The sequence below is a fragment of the Xylophilus sp. PBN-3R genome (genome assembly GCF_057747805.1).
Window position 1 is genome coordinate 1258703 of the sequence record NZ_CM173225.1, and the last position, 24902, is coordinate 1283604.

22 protein-coding genes are annotated in these 24902 nt (G+C 66.1%); 3 read left to right on the forward strand and 19 right to left on the reverse strand.

The window, feature by feature from the left end:
* Nucleotides 1-21 precede the first annotated feature (21 nt).
* The 4 genes from AC3ANW_RS05675 to AC3ANW_RS05690 form a co-directional block, all read right to left on the reverse strand.
* Entirely contained in the window at nucleotides 22-1014 is a 993-nt protein-coding gene (locus tag AC3ANW_RS05675) for a tripartite tricarboxylate transporter substrate binding protein (RefSeq protein ID WP_488344228.1), read from the reverse strand.
* Entirely contained in the window at nucleotides 1011-1925 is a 915-nt protein-coding gene (locus AC3ANW_RS05680; RefSeq protein ID WP_488344229.1) for an amidohydrolase family protein, read from the reverse strand. Before AC3ANW_RS05680 ends, AC3ANW_RS05675 begins: the two co-directional genes overlap by 4 nt.
* The gene (locus tag AC3ANW_RS05685; protein ID WP_488344230.1) at nucleotides 1912-2796 is read right to left on the reverse strand and encodes an isocitrate lyase/PEP mutase family protein; all 885 of its coding nucleotides are present in this window, start codon (nucleotides 2794-2796) and stop codon (nucleotides 1912-1914) included. The genes AC3ANW_RS05680 and AC3ANW_RS05685 overlap by 14 nt, the downstream gene beginning before the upstream one ends.
* 140 nt (nucleotides 2797-2936) lie before the next feature.
* Nucleotides 2937-4250, reverse strand: a complete 1314-nt coding sequence (locus tag AC3ANW_RS05690) for an ArgE/DapE family deacylase (protein WP_488344231.1) — start codon at nucleotides 4248-4250, stop codon at nucleotides 2937-2939.
* Nucleotides 4251-4395: 145 nt separating this feature from the next.
* Between AC3ANW_RS05690 and AC3ANW_RS05695 the strand changes: the two genes are divergently transcribed.
* The 3 genes from AC3ANW_RS05695 to AC3ANW_RS05705 are packed head-to-tail and all read left to right on the forward strand — an operon-like array spanning nucleotide 4396 to nucleotide 6778.
* Nucleotides 4396-4791: a hypothetical protein gene (locus AC3ANW_RS05695; protein WP_488344232.1), complete on the forward strand. Its 396-nt coding sequence runs from the start codon at nucleotides 4396-4398 to the stop codon at nucleotides 4789-4791.
* The gene (locus AC3ANW_RS05700) at nucleotides 4788-6431 is read left to right on the forward strand and encodes a PepSY-associated TM helix domain-containing protein (RefSeq protein ID WP_488344233.1); all 1644 of its coding nucleotides are present in this window, start codon (nucleotides 4788-4790) and stop codon (nucleotides 6429-6431) included. The genes AC3ANW_RS05695 and AC3ANW_RS05700 overlap by 4 nt, the downstream gene beginning before the upstream one ends.
* Nucleotides 6428-6778 (forward strand): DUF3325 domain-containing protein, encoded by a 351-nt coding sequence (locus AC3ANW_RS05705; protein ID WP_488344234.1) that lies wholly within the window; start codon nucleotides 6428-6430, stop codon nucleotides 6776-6778. Before AC3ANW_RS05700 ends, AC3ANW_RS05705 begins: the two co-directional genes overlap by 4 nt.
* Before the next feature lie 114 nt (nucleotides 6779-6892).
* Here AC3ANW_RS05705 and AC3ANW_RS05710 read toward each other — a convergent pair whose 3' ends face one another.
* The 15 genes from AC3ANW_RS05710 to AC3ANW_RS05780 form a co-directional block, all read right to left on the reverse strand.
* Nucleotides 6893-7711 carry a M55 family metallopeptidase gene (locus AC3ANW_RS05710; protein ID WP_488344235.1) on the reverse strand — a complete coding sequence of 273 codons (819 nt, stop codon included), beginning with the start codon at nucleotides 7709-7711 and terminating at the stop codon, nucleotides 6893-6895.
* 28 nt (nucleotides 7712-7739) lie between these two features.
* Nucleotides 7740-8771: a DmpA family aminopeptidase gene (locus tag AC3ANW_RS05715; RefSeq protein ID WP_488344236.1), complete on the reverse strand. Its 1032-nt coding sequence runs from the start codon at nucleotides 8769-8771 to the stop codon at nucleotides 7740-7742.
* Nucleotides 8771-9652: a glutathione ABC transporter permease GsiD gene (gene gsiD, locus AC3ANW_RS05720; RefSeq protein WP_488344237.1), complete on the reverse strand. Its 882-nt coding sequence runs from the start codon at nucleotides 9650-9652 to the stop codon at nucleotides 8771-8773. The genes AC3ANW_RS05715 and gsiD overlap by 1 nt, the downstream gene beginning before the upstream one ends.
* Nucleotides 9653-10573, reverse strand: a complete 921-nt coding sequence (gene gsiC, locus AC3ANW_RS05725) for a glutathione ABC transporter permease GsiC (RefSeq protein WP_488344238.1) — start codon at nucleotides 10571-10573, stop codon at nucleotides 9653-9655. It abuts the gene before it with no gap.
* A gap of 29 nt (nucleotides 10574-10602) precedes the next feature.
* Complete coding sequence (gene gsiB, locus AC3ANW_RS05730; RefSeq protein WP_488344239.1) at nucleotides 10603-12138, reverse strand: glutathione ABC transporter substrate-binding protein GsiB; 1536 nt, start codon at nucleotides 12136-12138, stop codon at nucleotides 10603-10605.
* A gap of 59 nt (nucleotides 12139-12197) precedes the next feature.
* Nucleotides 12198-14063, reverse strand: coding sequence for a dipeptide ABC transporter ATP-binding protein (locus AC3ANW_RS05735; protein ID WP_488344240.1), 1866 nt, complete (start codon nucleotides 14061-14063; stop codon nucleotides 12198-12200).
* Nucleotides 14064-14088: 25 nt separating this feature from the next.
* Nucleotides 14089-15072, reverse strand: coding sequence for an isoaspartyl peptidase/L-asparaginase family protein (locus tag AC3ANW_RS05740; RefSeq protein ID WP_488344241.1), 984 nt, complete (start codon nucleotides 15070-15072; stop codon nucleotides 14089-14091).
* Nucleotides 15069-16034, reverse strand: a complete 966-nt coding sequence (locus tag AC3ANW_RS05745; protein WP_488344242.1) for a MurR/RpiR family transcriptional regulator — start codon at nucleotides 16032-16034, stop codon at nucleotides 15069-15071. The genes AC3ANW_RS05740 and AC3ANW_RS05745 overlap by 4 nt, the downstream gene beginning before the upstream one ends.
* Before the next feature lie 675 nt (nucleotides 16035-16709).
* Nucleotides 16710-17945, reverse strand: a complete 1236-nt coding sequence (locus AC3ANW_RS05750; RefSeq protein ID WP_488344243.1) for a Zn-dependent hydrolase — start codon at nucleotides 17943-17945, stop codon at nucleotides 16710-16712.
* Nucleotides 17942-19168 (reverse strand): amidase, encoded by a 1227-nt coding sequence (locus AC3ANW_RS05755; protein WP_488344244.1) that lies wholly within the window; start codon nucleotides 19166-19168, stop codon nucleotides 17942-17944. Before AC3ANW_RS05755 ends, AC3ANW_RS05750 begins: the two co-directional genes overlap by 4 nt.
* A gap of 14 nt (nucleotides 19169-19182) precedes the next feature.
* On the reverse strand, nucleotides 19183-20193 hold the full coding sequence (locus AC3ANW_RS05760) for an ABC transporter ATP-binding protein (RefSeq protein WP_488344245.1): 1011 nt from the start codon (nucleotides 20191-20193) through the stop codon (nucleotides 19183-19185).
* The gene (locus tag AC3ANW_RS05765) at nucleotides 20186-21322 is read right to left on the reverse strand and encodes an ABC transporter ATP-binding protein (RefSeq protein ID WP_488344246.1); all 1137 of its coding nucleotides are present in this window, start codon (nucleotides 21320-21322) and stop codon (nucleotides 20186-20188) included. Before AC3ANW_RS05765 ends, AC3ANW_RS05760 begins: the two co-directional genes overlap by 8 nt.
* Nucleotides 21319-22218, reverse strand: a complete 900-nt coding sequence (locus tag AC3ANW_RS05770; RefSeq protein WP_488344247.1) for an ABC transporter permease — start codon at nucleotides 22216-22218, stop codon at nucleotides 21319-21321. The genes AC3ANW_RS05765 and AC3ANW_RS05770 overlap by 4 nt, the downstream gene beginning before the upstream one ends.
* Before the next feature lies 1 nt (nucleotide 22219).
* A complete protein-coding gene (locus AC3ANW_RS05775) occupies nucleotides 22220-23173 on the reverse strand; it encodes an ABC transporter permease (protein ID WP_488344248.1) in 954 nt (317 codons plus the stop codon).
* Nucleotides 23174-23205: 32 nt separating this feature from the next.
* A complete protein-coding gene (locus tag AC3ANW_RS05780) occupies nucleotides 23206-24852 on the reverse strand; it encodes an ABC transporter substrate-binding protein (protein WP_488344249.1) in 1647 nt (548 codons plus the stop codon).
* Nucleotides 24853-24902: the final 50 nt, after the last annotated feature.

Sequence of the window (24902 nt, forward strand, 5' to 3'; positions counted from 1 at the left end):
GTGGATTCTGCGACCGAAGTGTTATTCGAGCTCGATATGCGCCTGGCGGGCCAAATGGGTCCAGCGCTCTATTTCGTTGCGACGGAAGCGCTCCAGTTCGGCCGGGGTGGAGCCGATGACCTCGGCGCCCAGGGCGATCAGGCGGGCGTTGACTTCACGGTCGGCCAGCACCGCGGCGATGTCGCGCGACACCTGGTCGACGATGGCCTGCGGCGTGGCGGCCGGAGCCAGCACCGCGTTCCACTCGGAGCTTTCGTATCCGGGCACGCCGGACTCGGCGACGGTCGGCACGTCCGGCAGCACCGGGCTGCGTTTCAGGCCGGCGATGGCCACCGGGCTGAGCTTGCCGGACTTGATGTACGGCAGTGCCGAGGCCACGCTGGCGAAGAACACCGGCACCTGGCCGGCCATCACGTCGACCATCGCAGGGCCGCCGCCACGGTAGGCGACGTGGGTCATCTGCGTCCTGGTCATCACGTTGAACAGCTCGCCGGCCAGGTGCTGGGCCGAGCCGTTGCCGGACGATGCGTAGTTGATCTGGCCGGGCCTGGCCTTGGCCAGCGCGATCAGTGCCTTGACGGTGTGCGCCTCGAACTGCGGATTGACCACCAGCACGTTGGGCACCTTCACCAGCAGCGAGACCGGCTTCAGGTCGCGCTGGGTGTCGAAGGGCATGTTCTTCTTGAGGGCCGGGTTCTGCGCCTGGTTGGAGGCGTCGAACAGCAGGGTGTAGCCGTCGGCCGGAGCCTTCACCACGATGTCGCCGCCGATCAGGCCGCCGCCGCCGGCGCGGTTGTCGATGATGACCGGCTGGCCCCAGCGCAGCGAAAGTTTGGGGCCGACGATGCGGGCCACCGCGTCCACCGTGCCACCTGGCGGATAAGTGACGACGAGGCGCACCGGCTTCTGCGGAAACGTGGGCGGCGGGCTTGTCTGGCCTGTCTGGGCAATGGCCGCAATGCCGGCCAGGCCCATCGCGGCGGCCAGCAGCGTGCGGCGAAAAATGGTCTTCATGGTGTCGTCTCTTTGTGTTCTTTGTCCTGCCGGATGACCGTGCGCTGGAACCCGAACAGTTCGGCCGGCGTTTCCACCAGGATGCGGCGGCGCTGGGCGGCGTCCGGCACCCAGTCGTCGAGCAGCGCACGGCTGCCGGCGAAATCGATGAGATCCTGGTGCTGGGTATGCGGCCAGTCGCTGCCCCAGACCAGCCTTTCAGGGCCGAAGGCGGCGAGCAGTGCCGCAACCGTCCGGCGGGCCTGGTTCGCATCCTGTTCGGCCAGTGCGGGTGTGCGGGCTGCGGTGTCGGCCCGCGGCGATTGAGCGGTCCGGTAGGCACCCGACAACTTGACCCATACCCGGCCGGTGTCGGCGGCGTGCAGCACTGCGGCAAAACCGGCGTCGGCGGTGCCGAGCAAGGGGTCGGGCCGGCCCAGGTGATCGATTACCAGCCGGCAGCCACTGGGCAGCAAGGCCGCCAGCAATGCAGGAAAGTCACGCGCATCACGGTGGATTTCGACGTGCCAGCCCAGGCCGCGCACCCGGTCCAGCAGGGTTCGCCACTGTTTGCCGGAAAAGTCCGGAATCGCCAGTCCGACCAGATTCAGCCGGATGCCCACCGCGCCTCGTGCCGCCAGTTGTTCCAGCGCCTCGGACGTGATGGAAGGATCGACCACCGCCACGCCCCGGAGCCGCCCCGGATGGCGGGAGATGGCGTCCAGCAGGTAATGGTTGTCGGTTCCCAGAAAACTCGGCTGCACCAGCACGCCGTGCGAGATGTCGCGGCTGTCGAGCAGGCCCAGGTAATCGGCCAGCAGTGCGTCGTAGTCGGGCGCATGGCGACGCTGCGCCGCCAGCGGCAGGCCGCGCTCGAACACATGGGCATGGCAGTCGATGCCGGTGATCTCCGGCCGATCAGCTGCCGGCATATTTTTCGTCGAGCGAATCGAACAGCGGCTTCTGCACCAGCGACTGGCGTTCGGCGAAAGTGGCGACCAGCTGGGGGTCTTCCGGCAGTTCGCCGTCGCGCTGCAGTTGCTGCAGCGCGTTGGTCATGCCCCGTACCGCGCCTTGCAGTGCGGCGTTGGCATACAGCACCAGGCCGAAACCCATGGCGCCGAACTCGGCTGCGGGCAGTGCGGGCGTCTTGCCGCCGATGACGATGTTGACGATCTGCGGCACCGGCAGTTCGGCGGCGATGCGGCGGAGTTCGTCCACGCCGGTCGGCGCTTCGACGAAGGTGACGTCGGCACCGGCTTCGGCGAAGGCATGGGCGCGCTCGAGTGCGTCGTCCAGGCCGTGGATGGCACGGGCGTCGGTGCGCGCGATGATCAGAAAGTCGCCGTGCTGGCGGGCGTCCACCGCGGCCTTGATCTTGCCGACCATCTCGGCCTTGGGGATGACCGCCTTGCCGGAGAAATGACCGCACTTCTTCGGCATCACCTGGTCTTCGAGCTGGATGGCGTTGGCACCGGCGCGTTCCAGCGTTCGCACCGTGTGGCGCACGTTCAGCGCATTGCCGAAACCGGTGTCGGCATCGACGATCAGCGGCAGGGCGATGGCATCGCGGATGGCGGCGGTGTGGCGGGCGATGTCTTCCAGGCCCACGAAACCCAGGTCGGGCATGCCGTAGAAGTTGTTGGTCAGGCCTGCGCCGCTGAGGTAGACGGCTTCGAAACCCAGGCTTTCGATGACCCGCGCGGCGAGCGCGTTGCCGGCACCGGGCACCAGCAGGCCGCGGCGGGCGTCGAGCATGGCACGCAGCAGCGTGCCGGGATGTTGGGTGGTGTTCTTTTCCATGTCCGGGCCTTGTCTCGTTATGAGTCTTGTCGCCGTGCGGTGATCGCACGGCGGGCGCCAGTGTAGAAAGGTATTGCCGCCGCTTGCAGCGGGCATGCCCCCCTGTTTGTATAAGCGGGGCTTATGGAAACAGTTCGGCGTCAGTCGACGGCACGCACTCCGCACCAGCGCGCCATGAAGACCGCCAGCACCGACGTCACCTGCATCATGTCGGCGATGGAAACCCATTCGTCGATGCCGTGGATGTTGGCGCCGCCCGAGGGTCCATAACAAATGGCCGGGGTTTCGCCGTACAGGTTGAAGAACTTGGCGTCGGTCGTGCCGGTGAAGGCGATCGGCTCCAGCGCCTTGCCGACGATGTCCTGGTGGCATCGGCTCAGTTCGACCACCACCGGCGCATCGGCCGGCACCTCGCAGCCGTCGGCCTGGAAACCTTCGTAGACCAGCTTGTAGCTGAGCGCGTCGTGGGCCGGGTGCGCGGCATAGGCGGCGGCCAGCACCGCTTCGACCTCCGCCCTGGCCTTGGCGACCGACATGTCGGGGTAGAAACCGATGCGCACATCGGCCCGGCAGGCGGACGGTACGGACGAGGCCCATTCGCCACCGGAGATCTTGCCCAGGTTGAAGTTGATCGGATGGTGGTGATGGGCGAAGGAACGGTAGCGAGCGCTGGGGGCGTTCCACCGGTCTTCGAGTTTTTTGAGTTCGCCGAAAAGATAGAGCGTGAAATCGACCGCGCCCACGCCGGTGGTCGCCACCGATGCATGCACCGGTTTGCCCAGCACTTCGATGGCCAGCCACATCACACCCAGCTGGCAGGTCATGACACCGCCTTCGGAGATGGGTTCGGGGATGACGGCGGCATCGGCACGGTAGCCTTCCAGCAGGCAGGCCAGGGCGCCGTTGCCGGTGCATTCCTCTTCGATGACCGACTGGAAAAACACCGGCGATGCCGGCTCCAGGCCCAGCGAACGCAGTGCCTTGAAGGCCATGGTGTAGGCGACGATGCCGGCCTTCATGTCCGCCGCGCCGCGGCCGTACAGGCGGTCGCCCTCGACACGGCCGGAGAACGGCGAATGGGTCCACAGCACTTCGGCGCCGGTCGGCACCACGTCGATATGGCCGTTGAAGATCAGCGAACGCCCCGCCTGCGGGCCGCCGGGCTGGTGCACGCCCACCACGTTGGTGCGTCCGTCATAGGACACGATGGACGGCGAATAACCGGGATGGGTCCGCAGTTTTTCTTCGTCGATCTGGAACTGGTTGACCTGCAGGCCCAGCGATTCGAAGACTTCGGCCATGCGGTGCTGGGCGCTTTGTTCGTGACCCAGCAGCGACCGATGGCGCACCAGCTCGCTGAGCAGGGCGACGGCTTCGTCGCGCAGGCCATGGGCGGCGGCGACGATGGCTGCCTCGTCGGTACGAACGGGTTCCTGGACTTCCTGGAGTGACATGCTTTCAATCTCTTTCTGACGACGGGATTGGTGGACGGTGCAAGCAATTGCCGGGCCGGCAGAGGTTAGCGCCAACCTCCGGGATTGTCCGGATACAATGGGAATCATTCTCGTTATGCGGGTGCCGGTGACCAGAAATCACGGCTTGGCGCCCGACCCTTTCATGACCCAGGCACCCGCCCATCCTTCGACCGCCGCCCGCCAGGCCGACGTTTCGTCTTCCACCCGCCACCGCTGGTTGCCCGTCAATCGTGAAGGCCTGCTGTACCGCGGTGGTGTCGCCGTCCGGGCGCTGGCCGCCATCGTCGGCGGTTACCTGCTGTCGGCACTCATCGCGGCGGTGCTGGCGTTGTACCTGCCGACAGACCGCCTCGAAGCCTCGCTCACCGGGACCATGGTGGCGGTGGCCGTCTACCCCTGCGTGGCGATGTGGATGTTCGCCGCCGGCAGTGCCGGCCGGGCCGTCGCAGGCCTGTTGTTGCCTTGCGCCGTGCTGGGCGTGGTGGTGCTGGTGCATTTCTACTGGGGAGCCGCGGCATGAAGGAAGGTTTTCGCCAGTCGATGGCCTGGCTGCATACCTGGTCGGGACTGCTGGTCGGTTGGGTGCTGTTTCTGGTTTTCTGCGGCGGCACCGCGTCGTATTTCAAGGAAGAAATCACTTTCTGGATGAAACCGGAGCTGCACCAGGCGGCCGGCAAACCCGTTCCCACGGTGCTGGCGGCGGAACGTGCCATCGCCTATGTGCAAAACCACGGGGGAGACGATTCGCCGCGCTGGTTCATCACCCTGCCATCGGAACGCCAGCCGATGGCCAACCTGTTCTGGTCGCTCAAACCGAAGCCGGTCGAGCCCGGTGCCGAGAAACCCAAACGCGCGCGTTTCGAAACCGCCCTGATCGACCCCGCCACCGGCCGTAAGGCCGACGGCGCGCGGGCCACGCGCGGCGGCGAGTTCCTCTACCGCCTGCATTACGACCTGCACTACATCAACGCCATCTGGGCGCGCTGGATCGTGAGTTTCTGCGCGCTGTTCATGCTCACTGCGATCCTGAGCGGCATCGTCACCCACCGGCGCATCTTCAAGGACTTCTTCACCTTCAGGCCCGGGAAGGGCCAGCGCAGCTGGCTGGACGCCCACAACGCCACGGCCGTGCTGGCGCTGCCGTACCACCTGATGATCACCTACACCGGCCTGGTGACGCTGATGCTGATGTGGATGCCGTGGGGACCGCAGGCTGCGTACAAGGGTGACGCCAATGCCTTCATCGCGGAGATGTTCCCCGACTCCGCCAGCCGTGGCGCCAAGGTGCCGCCGGGTGTCGTGCCGCTGACGCCGGTGCGGCCGCTCATGGAGCAGGCGGTGCGCCACTGGGGCGAGGGTTCGGCCGTCGGCCGGGTCATCGTCAGCAACCCCAACACACCCGCAGCGACCATCGTGCTCAACCGGCGTGACGGCGGCGACCTGTCCAGCAACGAGCCGGCCATGACCTTCAACGGCGTGACCGGTGCGCTGATGTCGACATCGGGCGATGCGCCCAAGACGGCCGCCGAGACGCGCGGCGTGCTCTACGGCCTGCACCTGGCGCATTTCTCGAACCCCTTCCTGCGGGCGCTGTTCTTCGTGTCGGGCCTGGCCGGATGCGTGATGGTGGCCACCGGCCTGCTGTTGTGGGGCGTGAAGGAGCGGCAGAAATACGCCAAGGCGCTCAAGCACGGCGGCCGGATCGGCTTCGGACTGCGCCTGGTGGAAGGACTGAACGTCGCCGCCATCGCCGGCCTGCCGATCGCCTTCGCCACCTATTTCTGGGCCAACCGCCTGCTGCCGTTCGCCCTGGAAGGCCGGGCGCAGGCGGAAATCACCTGTTTCTTCGCTGCCTGGGGCACCGCTGCCGTGGCAGGGCTGGCGTGGCCGGCCCGACGCATGTGGCAGATCCAGCTTTGGATCGGCGCGGCGCTGTTCTGTGGCGTGCCGTTGATGAACGCGCTGACCACCCGGTCGAACCTGCTGTTCAGCATCCGTGCCGGCATGTGGGACCTGGCCGGATTCGAACTGGTCTGCGTCGCGCTGGGTCTGTGCCTGGCCGGTGCGGCCTGGCATGTGGGCAAACGCAAGCCGGCGGCCAAGGCCCGGCCCGCTGCGCAGCCCGCTGCGAACAACGCCCGGCTGGAGACCGCACGATGAGCCCGATGTTGCTGCCCCTGGCCGCGCTGGCCGCCGCGCTGGGCGGTTTCTATGCCCTGAGCCTGGCGATGGACCGCCATTACGAAGACAGCTTCGGCCGGGGCAGGTCGCCGGGCCGTGCGCGCCGCTGGCTGCAGGCGGCCGGCAGCGTGGCCCTGCTGCTGTCGATGCTCCTGTGTTTCAACCTGAAGGGCGGCGGCCAGGGCACCGTGTTGTGGTGCGGCCTGCTGACCGTGGCGGCCCTGCTCGTTTCGCTGACGCTGAGCTATGCGCCGCGCCATGCGATGCGGCTCATGTTCGGTTCTGGTGGATTGACGCTGCTGGCGCTGGTGGCTGGAGTGGTTTGACGGGCGGGTCGGGCTGGTTATCCCGCTTTGCTCTGTTTCTTTTCTTCTGCTCACCCCTACGGAGTAGTAGAAGAAGAAAACAGAGCGAAGCGCAGATAACCGATAACAAAACCCTCACCGCAGCATCGAAGACATCGCCGAGCAGCAATTCAGCATCCGCACCGCGCCTTCGACCGTCTCGGCGGTGAAGCTCAGCGTCACACCGTCTATCCGCTCGAACGAGGGCCACTGGCAGAACAGGTCGGCCATGGCCGGCGACTGGGTCCGAAGCGTCACCTTTTGCGGTCCGCTCAGCACCAGCGGCCGGGCCTTCGCGCCGTCCCGCAAGGCCGCATGGACTCCCGCACGGATGGCCGCACGGGATTGCTCCGGCGACAGCGAAACACCGCTGCCGAAACCGGTGGCCTGTTTGGTTTCGACAAACACGGTGTCAGGAAACAAGGGACGGTTTTCGGCGATGAAGACATCGTCGCCGCTGGCCATCACCACCGGCGCGCCGTATTCACCCGCCAGTGCGCCGTAAAGCCCGGCTTCGCCCAGTTCCAGGTCGTTCAGCCAGATACCGGCGAAGGCAAAACTGTTGATGGTGTGCGCCAGGATGCCCCGGCCGCGTGCCATCGAGTGGTAGCCGATCATGCAGACGGCGTCCACGCCCGACTCCACGCCGGCGACCATGCTCAGGTAACGCGGCTTGCCCTGGACGACTTGCGCCCGCGGGTCCAGCACGTCCGGCGGCATGTTGCGGAATCCACCGTGCGAGTCGTTCACCAGCACCTGCGTGGCACCGGCCTCGAACGCGCCTTCGATGGCCGCATTGGCCTCGCGCGCCATCAGCAGGCGGGCGCGTTCGAACTCGGGATTGCCGGCCCGCACCTGTTCGGCGTGGTAGACGCCGGCGACGCCTTCGATGTCGGTGGAAATCAGGACTTTCATGGGCGCAGGCTCGGGTTCGGAGATGGGTTCAGAAGGAAAGGAGTTCGGCCAGCGCCGGGCGGTGGTGGCCGTCGCGGCCGGTGACGGCGGTGGCGTTCAGCAAGGCGTTGACGATGGCTTGTTCGGTGCTGTCGGCCGCGGCCTGGAACAGCGGATCGATGCGGTTCTCGTGCAGAAACGTGACGGCGGGCATCGGCCGTTCGGGTCTGTCGGGCACGGTGAAGGCAGTCGAGAACGCCAGGGCGATGTCGCCGCTGCCGTGGCCGAAGACCGATCCGGTGCGGGCCAGTCCAGCCCCCGCGCGGGTGGCCAGGCGGCGCAGTTGGCGGGCGTCGAGTGGAGCGTCGGTGGCCAGCAACATGATGATCGAGCCCTTTTCGGGGTCGTCCTTCGCCTGGAGCTTTTCCAGCAGTTCGCCGCCGCGCGACCGGCCGGCCAGCACCAGCTGTTCAGGCTTGCCGTAGTTGGACAACACCAGCGCTCCGACGGTATACGACTGCCCGTCGATGCGTACCTGTCGCGACGCGCTGCCGATGCCTCCCTTGGCCTGGAAACTCGACATGCCGCGGCCCGCGCCGACGGCGCCCTGCTCGAAATCTTCGGTTGCGGATCCGAGCGCCAGCCGGTAGTCGGCCTCGCTCACCGCCATGCGCTGAATGTCGTTCAGGAAGCCGTCGAAGCACTCGAACACCAATGGATTGACCGTCGGTTGACTGCGTCCGCATTCGGGGTTGCCGGCGACGCAGTCGCGGATCTGCGCGGTGGCGATGCAGCCGACCGAGAAGGTGTTGGTCAGCGCAATCGGTGTTTCGAGCACGCCCAGTTCGGCCAGCTGCACCAGGCCGACGCTCTTGCCGAAACCGTTGATGACCACCGCCGCGGCCGGCACCTTGTCGCGGAAGAGATCGCCAGCATGCGGGCGGATGACGGTGACACCGGTCTGGACTTCGCCGTCTGCCAGGGTGCGGTGGCCGACCGTGACGCCGGCCACGTCGGTGATGCTGTTGCGCGGCCCGGCGGGCAGCCGGCCGATCACCGGGAACTCACGCAAGGCCGGCATCAGCTGCGGTCCATCTTCGGGTCGAGTGCGTCGCGCAGGGCATCGCCGAGCAGGTTGAAAGCCAGCACGGTGAAGAAGATCGCCAGGCTCGGGAACAGTGCGACGTGCGGCGACGTGACCATGTCGGCGCGAGCCTCGTTCAGCATGGCGCCCCATTCGGGTGTCGGCGGCTGGGCGCCCATGCCCAGGAAGGACAGGCTGGCGGCGGTGATGATCGAAGTGCCGACCCGCATCGAGAAATACACCACGATGGACGAGATGGTGCCCGGCAGGATGTGCCTGACCATGATGGTCCAGTCCGACGCGCCGATGCTGCGCTCGGCCTCGATATACGTCTGCTGCTTGATGACCAGCGTGTTGCCTCGCACCAGGCGGGCGAACGCCGGCACGCTGAACACGGCCACGGCGACCACCACGTTGGTCATGCTGCTGCCCAGGATGGCCACCACTCCCAGCGCCAGCAGGATGCCCGGGAAGGCGAACAGCACGTCGGATATGCGCATGACGATGCGGTCCCACCAGCCTTCGTAGTAACCGGCGAGCAGGCCCAGCGCGGTGCCGATGGCGCCGCCCACCAGCACCGACAGGAAACCCGCGGCCAGCGAAATGCGGGTGCCCGCCAGGATGCGGCTGAAGATGTCGCGGCCCAGCGGGTCGACGCCGAACCAGTGGGTCGCCGACGGACCGCTGTTGAGCATGTCGTAGTCGAAATAGTTCTCGGCGTCGAAGGGCGTGATCCATGGCGCGAACACCGCGACGAAGACCAGCAGCAGCACGAAGAAGGCGGCGACGATGCCGACCGGCTGCTTCTTGAAGCGGCGCCAGCATTCGCCCCAGGGCGTGCGGACCTTGCCGGCGTTTTCAGTGATGACGGCGCTCATTTATTTGTACCGGATGGTCGGGTTGATGTAGCCGTACAGAACGTCGACGACCAGGTTGATCAGGATGAATTCCAGCGAGAACAGCAGCACCAGGGTCTGGATGACCGGGTAGTCGCGCATCTGCACCGAATCCACCAGCAGCCGGCCCAGACCGGGCCAGTTGAAGACGGCTTCCACCACGATGGAGCCGCCCAGAAGAAAACCGAACTGCAGGCCCATCATGGTCACGACCGGGATGAGCGCATTGCGCAGCGTGTGTTTGAAGATGACGGTCTTTTCGTTCACGCCCTTGGCGCGCGCGGTGCGCACGAAGTCTTCCTGGATCACTTCCACGAAGGACGACCGGGTGAAACGAGCCATCACCGCCGCCACTGCCGCACCGAGTGTGAGCGAGGGCAGGATGTAGTGTTTCCAGGTGGCTGCGCCCACGGTGGGCAGCCAGCCGAGCTGCACCGAGAAGATCTGCATCAGCAGCATGCCGAGCGCGAATGCCGGGAAAGAGATGCCCGACACCGCCAGCGTCATGCCCAGGCGATCCGGCCAGCGGTTGCGGTACACCGCCGAGACGATGCCGATGCCCATGCCGAAGATGACGGCCCACACCATGCTGGTGATGGTCAGCATGACGGTCGGGCCGAAACGTTCGGCGATCTCGGTGGAAACCGGCCGGCGGGTGCGGATCGAGGTGCCGAAGTCACCGGTCAGCATGTGGCCGAAGAAGGTGACGAACTGGGTCGGCAGCGGTTTGTCCAGGCCCAGTTCGGCGCGGACCACGGCCACGGTCTTGTCATCGGCTTCCTGGCCGGCAGCCAGCCGGGCGGGGTCGCCCGGCAGCATGTGGACGAACAGGAACACCAGCACCGCCACGATGAGCAGCGTGGGCACCAGGCCCATCAGTCGTTTCAGGAAATAGTTCAGCATGGGGTGCGGGGTGTCTCTGTGCGCGTCGGTTACTTGACTGCGATTTCGTCCGAGTTGATGTTGCCGTCAGGCATGACGAACACACCGCTCAGACGCTTCGATTGGGCGGCCAGGTTCTCTTCGGTGACCAGCGGCAGGCGTGGCAGATCCTTGCGGATCTGTTCCTGGGCGGTCTTGTAGAGGGCTTCCTTCTCCTTCTCGTCGACCGTGACCAACGCCTTGGCGATGGCCGCATCGACCACGTCGTTCTTGTAGTACGACATGTTGTTCAGCTTGGGAGCCCAGGCTTCGGAAGCGAACAGCGGACGCAGCGCCCAGTCGGCTTCACCGGTCGACGACGACCAGCCGGTGTAGTACATGCGGACCGGTGCGGTCGCCGGGTCGGCCCAGGTGTCGACCTTCTCGGCGCGCTGGCCCACTTCCAGTGCCTGCACCTGCAGCTTGATGCCGACTTGCGCCAGCTGCTGCTGCACGAACTGGATCACCTTCTGGCTGGTCGTGTTGTTGTAGGCGCTCCACAGGGTGGACTCGAACCCGTTGGGGTAACCGGCTTCGGCCAGCAGGGCCTTGGCCTTCTTGATGTCGTAGGGCACCGGGGCCATCTTCACCGCGTAGCCGACGCCTTGCGGCACGATGCCTTGCGCGGGGATCGCGTAGCCGCTGAAGGCGACCTTGGACAGCGCATCCTTGTTGATCGCATAGCCGATGGCTTCACGAACCTTGGGGTTGTCGTACGGTTTCTGCAGCACGTTGAAGCTCAGGAAACGCGTGATGATCGACGGCGAGGTGACGACGCTCAGCTTGTCGCTGTTCTTCAGCAGGGCCGCCTGTTCGTAGGGGATCGGGAAGGCGAAATCGGCCTCGCCGGTCTGCAGCATGGCGGCGCGGGTGTTGTTCTCCAGCACCGGCTTCCAGGCGATGGTGTCGACCTTCGGGTAGCCCTTCTTCCAGTAGCCCTCGAACTTCTTGCCGCGCACGGCTTCGGTCTGTTTCCATTCGACGAATTCGAACGGGCCGGTGCCGACCGGGTGGAAGGCGATGTCCTTGTTGCCCCACTTCTTCAGCGCGGTGGGCGAGATCATCGCGGCCGACGCGTGGGCCAGCGAGTTGATGAAGGGGCCGAAGGGCTCCTTCAGGGTGATGCGCAGGTAGGTCGGGGTCAGCGCGTCGATCTTGGCGACACGGTTGAACTGGTTGTAGCGCAGCAGCTTGTTGTTCTGGTCGAGGACACGCTCCAGCACGAACTTGGCGGCTTCCGCGTTGAAGTCGGTGCCGTCGTGGAACTTGACGCCCGACCGCAGCTTGAAGGTGTAGACCAGGCCGTCCTTCGACACGTCGTAGCTTTCGGCCAGGACCGGCTGGACCTTCAGGTCCTTGTCGAACTTGAACAGGCCTTCGTAGAAGGTCTTGGTGACGGCCGTTGTGATGGTCGTGTTGGTGTTGTACGGGTCCAGGGTCTCCGGCTGGAAACCGATGGACAACACCACGTCCTTGGCGGCGAATGCCGCACCGGAAGCTGCCAGAGCGGCGACGCCCAGCACGACGGAAGAAAACGAAAGTTTCATGGGAACAACTCCAGTCAAGGGAAAACGAACAGCTCGGGAAAAAACAGGATCGAAAAAAATCAGAAAGCACCGCCGATGGCGTGCCGGGCCACGAAATGCCCCGGCGCCACCTGCACCAGCGGCGGCACGTCCGGCTCGTCGCCGACCGCGCGGATGGGGCTGGGGATCTCGCCTTCCAGCAGCGCACGCGGCTTGTGGCGGCGCGACGGGTCGGCCACCGGCACCGCGGCCATCAGCTTGCGGGTATAGGCATGCTGCGGGTTCTCGAACACCGCGCGGCGCGGGCCGATCTCGACGATCTGGCCGAGGTACATCACGGCCACCCGGTGGCTCACCCGTTCCACCACCGCCATGTCGTGCGAGATGAACAGGAAGGCCACGCCCAGTTCTCGTTGCAGGTCGAGCATCAGGTTGACGATCTGCGCCTGGATGGACACGTCCAGCGCCGACACCGATTCGTCGGCCACCACCACCTTGGGGTTGAGCGCCAGGGCTCGCGCGATGGCGATGCGCTGGCGCTGGCCGCCGGAAAACTCGTGCGGATAACGCTGCGCCACCTCGGGCGGCAGGCCGACCTTGTCCAGCAGCCAGTCGACCCGTTTCTGGGCTTCGGCGCCGGATGCGATCTTGTGGATCAGCAGCGGTTCCATGATGGAGAAACCGACGGTCACCCGCGGGTCCAGCGATGCGAACGGGTCCTGGAAGATGAACTGGATGTCGCGGCGCAGCGACTGCAGTTCTCGCGTGGGCAGTTCGCGGATGTTGCGGCCGCCGAACTCGATGGCGCCGCTCTGGCTTTCGACCAGGCGCAGCAGCGAACGGCCGGTGGTCGACTTGCCGCAGCCGGATTCGCCGACCAGCGCCAGCGTCTCGCCGGGGTACAGGTCGAAGCTGATCTTCTCGACCGCATGCACCCGGCGCGTCACCTTGCCGAACACGCCGGTCCGCACGTCGAAACGCGTGACCAGGTCACGCACGCTGAGGATGGGCGTGGCGTCTTCGCGGATGGTGTCCTGCGGGCGGCTCGGCTCGACCGGCGTGGTGTCGCCTTCGGTGCGCAGCAGCTCGAACTTGGCCGGCAGGTCGGTGCCGGTCATGGCGCCCAGTTTGGGCACGGCCGACAGCAGGGCGCGGGTGTAGGGGTGCTGGGGCGATGCAAAAACCGTGTCGGAGCTACCGGCCTCGACCTTGTCGCCGCGGTACATCACCAGCACCCGGTCGGCGATCTCGGCCACCACACCCATGTCGTGGGTGATGAACAGCACGCCCATCTGCATTTCCTTCTGCAGCTCGCGGATGAGCTGGAGGATCTGCGCCTGGATGGTCACGTCCAGCGCGGTGGTCGGCTCGTCGGCGATCAGCAGTTGCGGTTTGCACGACAGCGCCATGGCGATCATCACCCGCTGGCGCATGCCGCCCGACAGCTGATGCGGGAAGCGGTCCAGCACGTTGCGCGCCTCGGGGATACGCACCAGTTCGAGCATGCGCAGCGCCTCGGCGCGGGCGGCGGCATTGCTCTTGCCCTGGTGGATACGGATGGCCTCGGCGATCTGGTCCCCGGCGGTGAACACCGGGTTCAGCGAGGTCATCGGCTCCTGGAAAATCATCGCGATGTCGGCGCCACGGATGCCGCGCATGGTGCCGTCGCGTGCCTGCGCCAGGTCGAGCACCTCGCCGTTGCGGCGGCGGAACGCCATCGATCCGTTGACGATGCGTCCGCCGCCGTGTTCCACCAGCCGCATCAGCGCCAGCGAGGTGACCGACTTGCCGGAACCCGACTCGCCCACCACCGCCAGCGTTTCGCCGTGGTCGACGTGGAAGGTCAGGTGCTTCACCGCGTCCACGGTGCGTTCGGAGCTCTGGAAACGCACGGTCAGGTCATCGACGGCGAGGACGCGGCCCGGGGGCAAATTAGGGATGGACATGGGCGGGTTCGAACAGGAAATAGGGTCAGGCGAAGATGGCGGTGTGCGGCGTTTCGTCGCCTCTTGCATGGCCGCGGTACATGCCTTCGGTGTTGAAGGCCAGGCTCAGGTTGCCGTGACGGTCGACCGCGATCAGGCCGCCGGTGCCGCCGATCTCGGGCAGCGACTGGTGGACGACGGCACGGGTGGCGGTCGACAGCGTCACGCCGCCATAGGCCATGCGGGCGCATACGTCGTGGGCGGCGGCGACGCGGATGAACATCTCGCCGCTGCCGGTGCACGACACCGCGGCGGTGCGGTCGTCGGCATAGGTGCCGGCTCCGATGAGGGGCGAATCGCCGATGCGACCGACCCGCTTGTTGGTCATGCCGCCGGTCGAAGTGGCGGCGGCCAGGTGGCCGGACATGTCGAGCGCGACCGCGCCGACGGTGCCGAACTTGCGGTCTTCGTCGATAGGCGTCGCGGGCGCTTTTGGGGCCGAAGCCAGCGCCGCGCCCTCGTGGTCCAGCACCACGCGGCCGGTGTCGCGCACCCGGTACAGCTGCTGGCGACGGGCTTCGGTCGAGAAGAAACCGGGCGTCACCATTTCCAGGCCGTGCGCCTGGGCAAAGGCTTCGGCCCCAGCGCCCGCCAGCAGCACATGGGCGCCGTCGTCCAGCAGCGCCCGGGCGGCGCGCACCGGGCGGCGGATGTGGCTGACACCTGCTACGGCACCGGCCGCCAGGGTGGCACCGTCCATCACGGCGGCATCCAGCTCATGGGTTTCGTCGTGGGTGAAAACCGCGCCGTGGCCGGCGTTGAACAGCGGGTTTTCTTCCAGCAGTTCGACCGCGCGGCAGGTGGCGTCGAGCGCGGACGCGCCTTCGAGCAGCATCTTCTGGGCGGCGGCCACGATGGCGAACAGCGCGTCGTGATAAGCCTGGGTCTGCTTCGCGTCGGTGGTGGCCGCGCTGATGACACCGGCGCCGCCGTGGATGGCGATCACCGGAGTGGTGTGGTTCTGTCTCATACCGGAGTCTTTTGGAACTGCTGTTGCTGCTGTTGTTGCGGCGGCAGCTGGTGGTGTTGTTTGTCTTCCTGGCGGGGCAGGGCGGCTTGCGCGCCGACCAGCCAGGGCCGCAGCGCCTGCAATATGCGGCCGGCCGAAGCCACCGCATCGGGCATGCGCAGGGCGACCGCGCTGATCAGCGCTTCGATCAGCGCCAGCACGGTGGTTTCGTTGTTGGAGCGGAAGCTGGTCTCTGTCTGGCAATAGAGGCTGACATCGGCCAGCGGCGCGACCGGCGAACTGGGTTTGTCGGTAATGGCCAGCACCGGGCAGCCGCGTTCACGGGCGATCTGGGTCAGCGCCACCGTGTCGTTCAGGTAACGCGGGAAGGTGATGACGATGAACAAATCCTGCGGGCCGGCATGCAGCAGCACCCGAGCGGACTGGGTGATGCCGCCGGGCATGGAAAGCAGGCGCACGTCGGGGCAACTGGCGTCCAGGCCGTGTTGCAGCAGGCCGGCCAGCCAGGCGCTGGCGCCGAACCCGCCGATGAAGACCGAGCGCGCCTGGACGATGCGCTGCACCGCGTCTTCGCAGGCGGCGTAGTCGAGGCTCTGGCGGGTGAGTTCGATGTTGCGGCGGCTTTCGTCCAGGGCCGCGGCGAAGACCTCCGGCACCGAGCCGGGTTTTTCGAGTTTTCCGCGGAGGCGTTCGAGGGGCGCGACCAGGGGTTCGAAGCCTCGAACCAGCTCGGCGCGGAAGGCTGCGTAGCCGTCGAATTCGAGGGCTCTCGCAAAGCGGTTCGCCGTTGCGATGGAGACGCCTGCGGCTGTCGCCAGTTCGTCGATGGGCAGCGTTGCGACCTGGAGGGGGAACTTCAGCACGTAGTCAGCGACCTGCCGATGCGACCGGCTCAGGCGTGGGAGCGCCTGGGCGATGCGCTGCGCCACGGTGGTGCTGACGGGGACTGATGGGGTGTTCACGGTGGTGCGTTTGTGCAGGCTCGAACGCTGCTTTATGTAAATAAGTTTACAGAAATTGGTTGCTGGTAAGAATTTTTTCTCATTTTCGCTGAGTGAAGCAAGGAGCGGACCAGGGGTTGTGCCGAGAGCGTAATCCCTCGACTCATGTGAGTGTGCGCATGCTTTCTTTTCTGCGTTTCCTGCCTTGCAGGCTTGAACCGCTTGCGCATGGAGCGATCACCGCAATCGGAAAGTCATTGCACGAGATTTGGGACGCTGATTCGCCAAAAGCTTCATGCTCTGCTAATCGGTCATATTGGATTAACGCCGCCAATAGGATCGGTCATGGGCGTGAGTCCAGATATTCGTTCCGGCGCAAAGCGGTTTTTTAAACAAGCCGTCCACCTGTTCCCGCGCCATCCAGCGGACGATCCCCGGTGTCCGCCAAAATAGAAACAGACGCCAAACCCAATATTGGAAAAATAAAGGCCCCGGCTCACACCGGGCTGGCGTAACGGACCATCAGGGATAAACCGGCGGGGTGCAAAGCCCTCTTACGCGAGCCGCCATAGAATGGGTCGATAAAAAAAGGCCGCGCTTACCTATGCGGTGACAGCGGCCCTGGCCGATGGATTCCCGACGGGACGCCGATCCCGATCGCGGTTTCGGCGCGGCGCCCGAACGCTGCCCAAGCCCTCAGCGCGCCCGCGCCAGGATCGCGTGCAGCAGGACGTCCGTGCCAGCCGCCAGATCCGACTGTTTGGCAAACTCGATCTCGTTGTGCGAAATCCCATCCTTGCAAGGCACAAAAATCATCGCGGCAGGCGCCTTGTCAGCGACATAAACCGCGTCGTGCCCAGCCCCGCTGACGACCTCCATGTGACTCAAACCAAGAGTCTCCGCAGCGGATCGAACGGCGGAAACCAGTTCCTCCGCAAACCGGCAAGGCGGGAAATAAACCACCTGCTCGATCAGTACCGAAGCCCCGTGCTCGGCCGCGATCTCCGCGCACCGGGTCCGCAGCGCGGCATCCATCGCCTGCAGACCCGAGTCGTCCAGGTTGCGGAAATCAACCGAGAACTTCACCGTGCCGGGAATGGTGTTCCGCGAGTTCGGCATGACCTTCATGAAACCCACCGTCCCCCGCCCATGCGGCGCTTGCGACATCGCGATTTGATTGACCTGAACAACCATGCGTGAAGCCGCCAGCAAGGCGTCGTGGCGCAGGGCCATCGGCGTAGGGCCGGCATGCGCCTCCTGCCCGGTCACTGTCACATCGAACCAGCGCTGGCCCAAGGCACCGGGCACCACGCCGATGGTGACGTCGTGCGCTTCCAGCACCGGCCCCTGCTCGATATGCGCCTCGAAATAGGCCGCGAACATGCCGCCCGGCACGTCTCCGGCCGGATGCGAACCGGCGTAGCCGATACGGGCCAGTTCGTCACCGACGGAAACACCGTCCAGGTCCACCGCCTGGTGCGCCGTCTCGGCCGTAAAGGCACCGGAGAAAACGCCTGAACCCATCATCACCGGCACGAAACGCGAGCCTTCCTCGTTGGTCCAGGCAATGACCTCGATGGGAGCCGCCGTCTCGATGCCGTTGGCGTTCAGCGTGCGCACCACTTCCAGCCCGGCCAGCACCCCGAAGTTGCCGTCGAACTTGCCGCCGGTCGGCTGGGTGTCGATATGGCTGCCGGTGGCCACCGCCGCACGGTTAGGGTCGGTGCCGGCACGTCGGGCGAATATGTTGCCGATGACGTCCACCCGCACGTCCATGCCCTCGGCCTTGCACCAAGACACGAAGAGGTCGCGGCCCTGCTTGTCCAGGTCGGTCAAGGCCAGACGGCAGACGCCACCCTTGTCGGTGGCGCCGATTTGCGCCAGTTCCATCAGGGATTGCCAAAGGCGGTCGGAATCGGTGCGCAATGTCATGAAGGGTTCGGAACTCGGATGATGTTGGAAAGGGATGCCGAGAGGTCGATCAGCGCACGGTCGCTGCCGGGCGGACCCATCAGCGACAGGCCCAAGGGCGCACCGTCGACGGTCATCAGCGGCAACGAGATCTGCGGGAAACCGGTCAGGCCCGACAGGCACAACATGCGGATCGACCGGTTGCGGTAGTCGTCGAGGCTGTCTTCCGGCGCGACACGCAACGGGGCGATGTCGGGCATGGTGGGCATGACCAGGACGCCGTCGTCGCCCAGCAGCATGCCCAGGCGTTCGCGCAGGTCGCGTTGCACCGCGTGGTGTCGGCCGATTTCAGTCGGCGCGACATCGCGCGACCAGGCAAAACGGTCCATCACGCCAGGACCGAGTTGCAGGCCGTGCCTCTCGATGTTCGCGCCGTGGTTTTCCCAGGCTTCCACACCCTGCAGATGGCGGAAGCCCCAATAGAGGGTGTCGAAGGGGATGCCGCAGTTGGCGCGCACCCGCTCGGGGTTGCCGAACACAGACTTGAATTTTTCGAGCGTTTCGGTGAAGACGGCCAGTACGTTTGGAACGACCAGTTCCAGCACGTCTTCGGGCAACAGCCAGCGCGGTTTCCCGAAATGCGACGGGTCTTCGCCCAGCAGCACCTCGCCGATGCGGCTGAAGCTGGCGATGTCGCGGGCGAACCAGCCGCAGGTGTCGAAACGCGGGGCCAGCGGCATGCAGCCGGCCAGCGAAATACGGTCGTGTGTGGGCCGCAGTCCGACCAGCGCGCAGTGGCTGGCGGGTGCCCGCACCGACCCGCCGGTGTCCGAGCCGACGGCGAAGTCGACCAGTCCGTTGGATACGACGGAGGCCGAGCCCGAACTGGATCCGCCGGTGATGCGGTTCGGGGCCGCGCCGTTGCGGGGTGCGCCGAAATGCGCGTTGTTGCCGTTCATCGAGAAGGCCAGCTCGTCGGTGATGACCTTGCCGACGAACTCCGCGCCCGCCGCCAGCAGCTGGTCCATCACCGGTGCCGACGCGGTCTTGATGCCCGACAGCGCCAGCATGTGCGGGTTGCCGCAGCCGGTGGGGTAGCCGGCGACGTCGTAGATGTCCTTCATGGCAAAACGCAGGCCGGCCAACGGACCGTCGGCGGTGTGCGGGTTGCCGGCGGCCGGCGCGGGGTAGGGGATGAAGGCCTGTTCGGCGGTCGGGACGGCGGGGCGCAGGGGATTGCTCATGGCGTCATTTGAAATCAGGCGACCGCTTCGGCCTGCGGGCGCACTGCATCGACCACGTCCAGGCGTAGGCACCTGGCGCTGTGGCCGTCCCCGAGCGGCACTTCCGGCGGCTGGACGGTGCGGCACTGCTCCTGCACCCAGCCGCAGCGTTCGGCGAATGCGCAACCCGGCGGCAGCTTCGACAGGTCGGGCGGCGATCCGGCGATCGTCAGCAGCCGTTTGCCCTTCTGCATGGCGCCGTGGCTGCGGCTCTGCAGCAATGCCAGGGTGTACGGGTGGCGCGGACGGGTCAGCAGTTCGGCGGCGGTGCCCTGTTCCACGATGCGGCCGGCATACATCACCGCCATGCGGTCGGCCACCTCTGCGGCGGCACCGATGTCGTGGGTCACGAAAACGATGGACAGGCCCATCTCCTGCTGCAGTTCACGCAGCAGCAGCAGGATCTGGATCTGCACCGTCGCGTCGAGTGCGGTGGTGGGCTCGTCGGCCAGCAGCACCTGGGGACGGCAGGCCAGCGCCAGGGCGATCATGGCGCGCTGGCGCATGCCGCCGGACATCTCGTGGGCATAGGCGGCCAGCCGGCGTTCGGGGCTGGGGATGCGCACCCGATCGAACAGCGCCAATGCACGGGAATGGGCCTCGGCGCGGCTGACGTTCTCGTGGCGGCGGATGGCTTCGACGATCTGCGCGCCGACCGGGTAGACCGGGTCCAGGGCCAGCAGGGGCTCCTGGAAGATCATGGCGACCTTCTTGCCGCGCAGGCCGGAAAGTCCGGCTTTCGACAGCGCCAGCACGTCGACATCCGCCACTTCGAGCGTACCGGTGATGCGGGTGCTGCGTTCGGCATGCAGCCGCATGATGGCGCGCAGGGTGACGCTCTTGCCCGAACCGGATTCGCCGATGAGCGCGACCACCTCGCCCTGTTTCAGTTCCAGGTCGACGCCGTTGACAGCCTCGATCTTTTTACCGGGTGCGTGGAATTCGACCTTGAGGTTTTGCAGGCGAACAGCAGGCTTGTCATCCATGGCGGGCCTCCGGGAAGTTTTCCAAAGCGGGGAAGGATGCGAGCACGTCTTCACGCGACGGAGTCGAGGGCGGGAAGTCCGGACCGACCACATAACCCGATTCGGGCTGCCAGCGCAGGCAGGCGACGCCGTGGCCCGGCACCGGTTCGACGAACTTCGGCATCTGCTGGCTGCACACCGCCTGGGCAAAGGCGCAGCGGGTGTGGAAACGGCAGCCGGACGGCGGGTCGATGGGGTTCGGGGGGTCGCCGGACAGCGGCGCCTCGGTCGTGCGGCGCAGCGGGTCCGAGCTGGGCATCGACTGCAGCAGGGCGCGGGTGTAGGGGTGGCGCGGCGCATCGAAAACCTGTTCCGACGGGCCGACCTCGACCACCTGGCCGAGGTACATCACCAGCACCCGGTCGCTGACATAACGCACCACATGCAGGTCGTGGCTGATGAAAAGATAGGTGAGTCCGAAGTCCTGTTTCAGGTCTTGCAGCAGGTTGAGGACCTGGGCTTCGACCGACTTGTCGAGGGCCGACACGGCTTCGTCGAGGATGACCAGGCGCGGCTCCAGGGCCAGGGCGCGGGCGATGTTCACCCGCTGGCGCTGGCCGCCCGACAGCTCGTGCGGATAACGGCCGGCGAACCTTGCCGGGTCCAGGCCCACACGCGCCAGCAGGTCGTGCGCACGGGCCAGCGCGGCCCTGGCGGATACGCCGTGGACGGTGGGACCGAAGGCGACCGAATCCTCGATCGTCATGCGCGGGTTGAGCGACGAATAACTGTCCTGGAAAACCATCTGCGTCTGCCGGCGGAATTCACGCAGTGGCAGGGCGCGCGAACCCACTTGCTGGCCGTCGAAGACCAGCTCGCCCTTGTCCTGCAGGGTGAGCTGCATCAGCAGTCGCGCGGTGGTCGATTTGCCGCAGCCGGACTCGCCCACCACACCCAGGGTCTCGCCCTTGCGGATGTCGAAACTGACGTCGTCCACCGCCCGCACGGCGGGGCGCGGACCCGTCAGTCCCTTGCGCTTGAGGGGAAAGTGCTTTTGCAGGTGCTGCACCCGCAGCAAGGGCTGGCGCGGACCGCCCAGGTCGCGCGGGTCGGTGTGGTGGGCAGGGGTGATGTCGGGGACAAAACTCATTGCTTGACCTCCATGGCCGAACGCAGGCCGTCGGCCAGCAGGTTGAAGGAAACGGATGTGATGAAGATCAGCACGCCGGGCAGGGCGGCGATCAGCGGCTGGCTGTAGATGGCGGTGCGCAGCGTGTTGAGCATCAGGCCCCATTCGGGCTGCGGAGGTTTCACGCCCAGGCCCAGGAAGGACAGGCCGGACGCCAGGATCATCGCGACGGAGATCAGGCTGGTCGAATAGACGAAGATCGGCCCGATCACGTTGCCCAGCACGTGTCTGCGCACGATGGTGAAGGCGCCGGCGCCCGATGCCCTGGCGGCGTCCACGTAGTCGCTGCGGCGCACCTGGGTGGTGACGCTTTCGGCGATGCGGGCGATCTGCGGCACGAACACCACCGTCAGCGAGATCAGCGCGTTGGTGATGCCGGCCCCCAGCGCGCCCGACAGGGCGATGGCCAGCAGCACCGACGGAAACGCATACAGCACGTCGATGCAACGCATGATTACCGTGTTGACCTTGCCGCCCGCGTAGCCGGCAAAGACACCCAGGGCACTGCCGATGACAAAGGCCATGATGACCGGCGCGATGCCCATGAAAAGCGACAGCCGGCCGCCCAGCATCAGGCGCGACAGCAGGTCGCGGCCCAGTTCGTCGGTGCCCAGCAGGTAACCCGGCGTGCCGACCGGCCTCAGGCGCTTGAACATGCTCGTGGCAAAGGGGTCGGCCGGCGAGATCCACGGTGCCAGGACGGCGACCAGCACCAGCAGCAATATGACCGCGGCGGCGCCCATGGCGACCGGGTTGCGCAGCAGGCGCCGCAGCACGTTGGCGCCGTGCCCGCGTGAACGCTGCACCACGACGATGGGAGCGGACGGCGTGCCGCCCGGGTTCAGGATGGCAGCCATTTCAGCCCCTTTCGATGCGTGGGTCGAGCGTGGTTTGCAGCACGTCGACCAGCAGGTTGAGCGCCACGAAGAACAGGGCCAGCACCAGGATGGTTCCCTGCAGCAGCGGCAGGTCGCGCTGGAAGATGGCCTGGTTCAGCAGGAAGCCGGTGCCGGGCCAGGAAAATACCGTCTCGATGAGGATCGAGCCGCCCAGCAGGTAGCCGAGTTGCAGGCCCATCACCGCCAGGGCAGTGGGCGCGCAGTTCTTGACCACATGCCTGAACACGCCGAATTCGCCCAGGCCGCGGGCCCGCAGTCCGATGACGAATTCCTGCGACAGGATGTCGGCCACCAGCGCACGCACGGTGCGCGCCACGATGCCCATCGGAATGAAGGACATGGTGACGGCCGGCATCAGCATGTACTTGACGTGTTCGAAGTCCCAGACCCATGAGCCCGAACCGTCCGGCCCCGCGCCGGTGGCGGGCAGCCATTGCAGCTGGGCGGAAAAGATGATCACCAGCACCATGCCCAGCCAGTAGTGGGGCACGCTGACGCCGATGATCGACAGGAAGGACGCCGCCTTGTCGGCCCAGGAGTTGCGGAAGTAGCCCGCGACGAAACCGAAGAGCGAGCCGAAGAAGAAACCGATCAGCGTGGCCATGATGGCCAGCATGAAGGTGTTGCCGACCGCCTTCAGCACCTCGCCGGCGACCGGCCGGCTCGTGGCGATGGAGGTGCCCAGGTCGCCGTGCAGCGCCCGCCACAGCCAGTGGAAGAACTGCTCGGGCAGGGGCTTGTCGAAGCCGTACAGCTTCATCATCTGGGCCTGCAGTTCGGCCGAGGCGTCCGACGGCAATATCGCCACCAGCGGGTCGCCCGGCGCGATGTGCACCAGCATGAAACACAGGAAGGACACGCCCAGCATGATGGGTAACGCATACCCGGCGCGGCGAAAGAGGTAGGCGATCATCGTGGGCGTGGCCTTCTTGTTCTATTGCTCGGTCAGTCCATCGTCATCGTGGCGATGTCGATGAACCAGCTCTTGGGTTGAACCACGTTTTTCACCTTGGCCGACATCGCACGCGGGCCGACGTCGTGCGCCACGAACAGGAACGGCGCCTCGTCGATGATGCGGGCCTGCAACTGCGCCAGGTAGGCGTCGCGCTGCTTGTCGTCGAAGGTGGTGCGGGCCTTTTCGATGATGGCGTCGGTCTCTGCGTTGCTGTAGTAACCCCAGTTGTTCGACACCGGCGGCTGGGCCTTGGTGCTGACGAAACGCACCATCGCGAAGAACGGGTCCATGGTGGCTGCGCTGACGTTGGTGGCATGCGCGCCGTGGGCCGCAGGGTCCTTGGCACCCAGGCGCCAGCTGGAGAACAGGGTGTTCCACTCGACCACGTCGAACTGCACGTCGAAGTAGCAGTCCTTCAGGCTTTGTTGGATGAATTCGTTCATCGGCAACGGCTGCATCTGGCCGGATCCCGAAGCGGAGGTCTGCACCTTCACCTTCACCGGCTTGGCGGCCGAGTAGCCGGCTTCCGTCATCAGCTTCTGTGCAGTGGGCACGTCGTACTTGATCTGGAAGGTGGGGTTGCCGCGCCACGGATCGCCCGGCTCGGCGATGCCGGTGGCCTCGACCATCAGGCCGCCCAGCAGTTCTTTCATGGCGGTGCGGTTCAGGCACAGGTTGGCGGCCTGGCGCACCTTCTTGTCCTTGAAGGGCGAGTCCGGCAGCATCGAGAACTGCCACGGCCACAGGTGCGGTTGCAGGTTGCTGTACAGCTTGAAGCCACGCGACTTGATTGCGTCGAGCGCGTCGGGCGCGGGTGCTTCGATCCAGTCGACCTGGCCGGACAGCAGGGCGGCGCTGCGGGCGCTGGCTTCGGGCAGCGGCAGCATCACCACGCGGTCGATCCTGGGGCGGCGCCTGGCGTCCCAGTAATCGACGTTCTTCACCACTTCGAGGCGCTCTCGCGGCACGAACTTCGATTGCTTGAACGGGCCGGTGCCGGCGGGGTCGGCGGCAAAGGCTGACCACGCCTGCTTGCTGCGCTCGGCCTTGTCGGCCACCGATGCCGGCACGGCGGCGAGCTTCTTGCCCCACTGCGCGGGCGAGGCCATGAACAGGTTGGTCAGGTTGATCGGCAGGAAGGAATCGGGCTCGGAGGTGGTCAGCTCGACGGTCAGGTCGTCGATCTTGCGGGCGCTGCGCAGCGTGGGCATGCGCGATGCGGTGACGCCGATCTGGGCCGGGTCGAATTGCGGGGAATCCTTGTCCAGCACCTTGCCGACGTTCCACACCACCGCGTCGGCGTTGAAGGGCGTGCCGTCATGGAACTTGACGCCCGGGCGCAGCTTGAAGATCCACTTGGTCTTGTCGGCATCGACCACCGCCCAGGACACGGCCAGGTCGGGAATCACCACGCTGGCCTTGGTGGCCGAGCTGAGGTCCCACTGGGTGAGGCCGTCATACATGGGGATGCCGGTGAACCGGTTGCCCTCGTAACCCTGGTCGGGCTGGCCCGAGGTGCGGGGTATGTCGCCGGCGGTCATGGCGATACGCAGGACTTTTTCCTGCGCCTGCGCGGCGGACATTCCGGCGCCGAGCAGGCATGCCAGAACGATGGCGGTGGGCTTGACGATCTTCATGGGCTTTCCTGGGAGGAGGGTGACAAAACGAAGGGAACAAACAAGGCGGG

What these genes read in the sequence shown, in the direction of transcription:
- AC3ANW_RS05675 (WP_488344228.1), bottom strand. Translation starts at nt 1,014, where the DNA reads ATGAAGACCATTTTTCGCCGCACGCTGCTGGCCGCCGCGATGGGCCTG.
- AC3ANW_RS05680 (WP_488344229.1), bottom strand. Translation starts at nt 1,925, where the DNA reads ATGCCGGCAGCTGATCGGCCGGAGATCACCGGCATCGACTGCCATGCC.
- AC3ANW_RS05685 (WP_488344230.1), bottom strand. Translation starts at nt 2,796, where the DNA reads ATGGAAAAGAACACCACCCAACATCCCGGCACGCTGCTGCGTGCCATG.
- AC3ANW_RS05690 (WP_488344231.1), bottom strand. Translation starts at nt 4,250, where the DNA reads ATGTCACTCCAGGAAGTCCAGGAACCCGTTCGTACCGACGAGGCAGCC.
- AC3ANW_RS05700 (WP_488344233.1), top strand. Translation starts at nt 4,788, where the DNA reads ATGAAGGAAGGTTTTCGCCAGTCGATGGCCTGGCTGCATACCTGGTCG.
- AC3ANW_RS05705 (WP_488344234.1), top strand. Translation starts at nt 6,428, where the DNA reads ATGAGCCCGATGTTGCTGCCCCTGGCCGCGCTGGCCGCCGCGCTGGGC.
- AC3ANW_RS05710 (WP_488344235.1), bottom strand. Translation starts at nt 7,711, where the DNA reads ATGAAAGTCCTGATTTCCACCGACATCGAAGGCGTCGCCGGCGTCTAC.
- AC3ANW_RS05715 (WP_488344236.1), bottom strand. Translation starts at nt 8,771, where the DNA reads ATGCCGGCCTTGCGTGAGTTCCCGGTGATCGGCCGGCTGCCCGCCGGG.
- gsiD (WP_488344237.1), bottom strand. Translation starts at nt 9,652, where the DNA reads ATGAGCGCCGTCATCACTGAAAACGCCGGCAAGGTCCGCACGCCCTGG.
- gsiC (WP_488344238.1), bottom strand. Translation starts at nt 10,573, where the DNA reads ATGCTGAACTATTTCCTGAAACGACTGATGGGCCTGGTGCCCACGCTG.
- gsiB (WP_488344239.1), bottom strand. Translation starts at nt 12,138, where the DNA reads ATGAAACTTTCGTTTTCTTCCGTCGTGCTGGGCGTCGCCGCTCTGGCA.
- AC3ANW_RS05735 (WP_488344240.1), bottom strand. Translation starts at nt 14,063, where the DNA reads ATGTCCATCCCTAATTTGCCCCCGGGCCGCGTCCTCGCCGTCGATGAC.
- AC3ANW_RS05740 (WP_488344241.1), bottom strand. Translation starts at nt 15,072, where the DNA reads ATGAGACAGAACCACACCACTCCGGTGATCGCCATCCACGGCGGCGCC.
- AC3ANW_RS05750 (WP_488344243.1), bottom strand. Translation starts at nt 17,945, where the DNA reads ATGACATTGCGCACCGATTCCGACCGCCTTTGGCAATCCCTGATGGAA.
- AC3ANW_RS05755 (WP_488344244.1), bottom strand. Translation starts at nt 19,168, where the DNA reads ATGAGCAATCCCCTGCGCCCCGCCGTCCCGACCGCCGAACAGGCCTTC.
- AC3ANW_RS05760 (WP_488344245.1), bottom strand. Translation starts at nt 20,193, where the DNA reads ATGGATGACAAGCCTGCTGTTCGCCTGCAAAACCTCAAGGTCGAATTC.
- AC3ANW_RS05765 (WP_488344246.1), bottom strand. Translation starts at nt 21,322, where the DNA reads ATGAGTTTTGTCCCCGACATCACCCCTGCCCACCACACCGACCCGCGC.
- AC3ANW_RS05770 (WP_488344247.1), bottom strand. Translation starts at nt 22,218, where the DNA reads ATGGCTGCCATCCTGAACCCGGGCGGCACGCCGTCCGCTCCCATCGTC.
- AC3ANW_RS05775 (WP_488344248.1), bottom strand. Translation starts at nt 23,173, where the DNA reads ATGATCGCCTACCTCTTTCGCCGCGCCGGGTATGCGTTACCCATCATG.
- AC3ANW_RS05780 (WP_488344249.1), bottom strand. Translation starts at nt 24,852, where the DNA reads ATGAAGATCGTCAAGCCCACCGCCATCGTTCTGGCATGCCTGCTCGGC.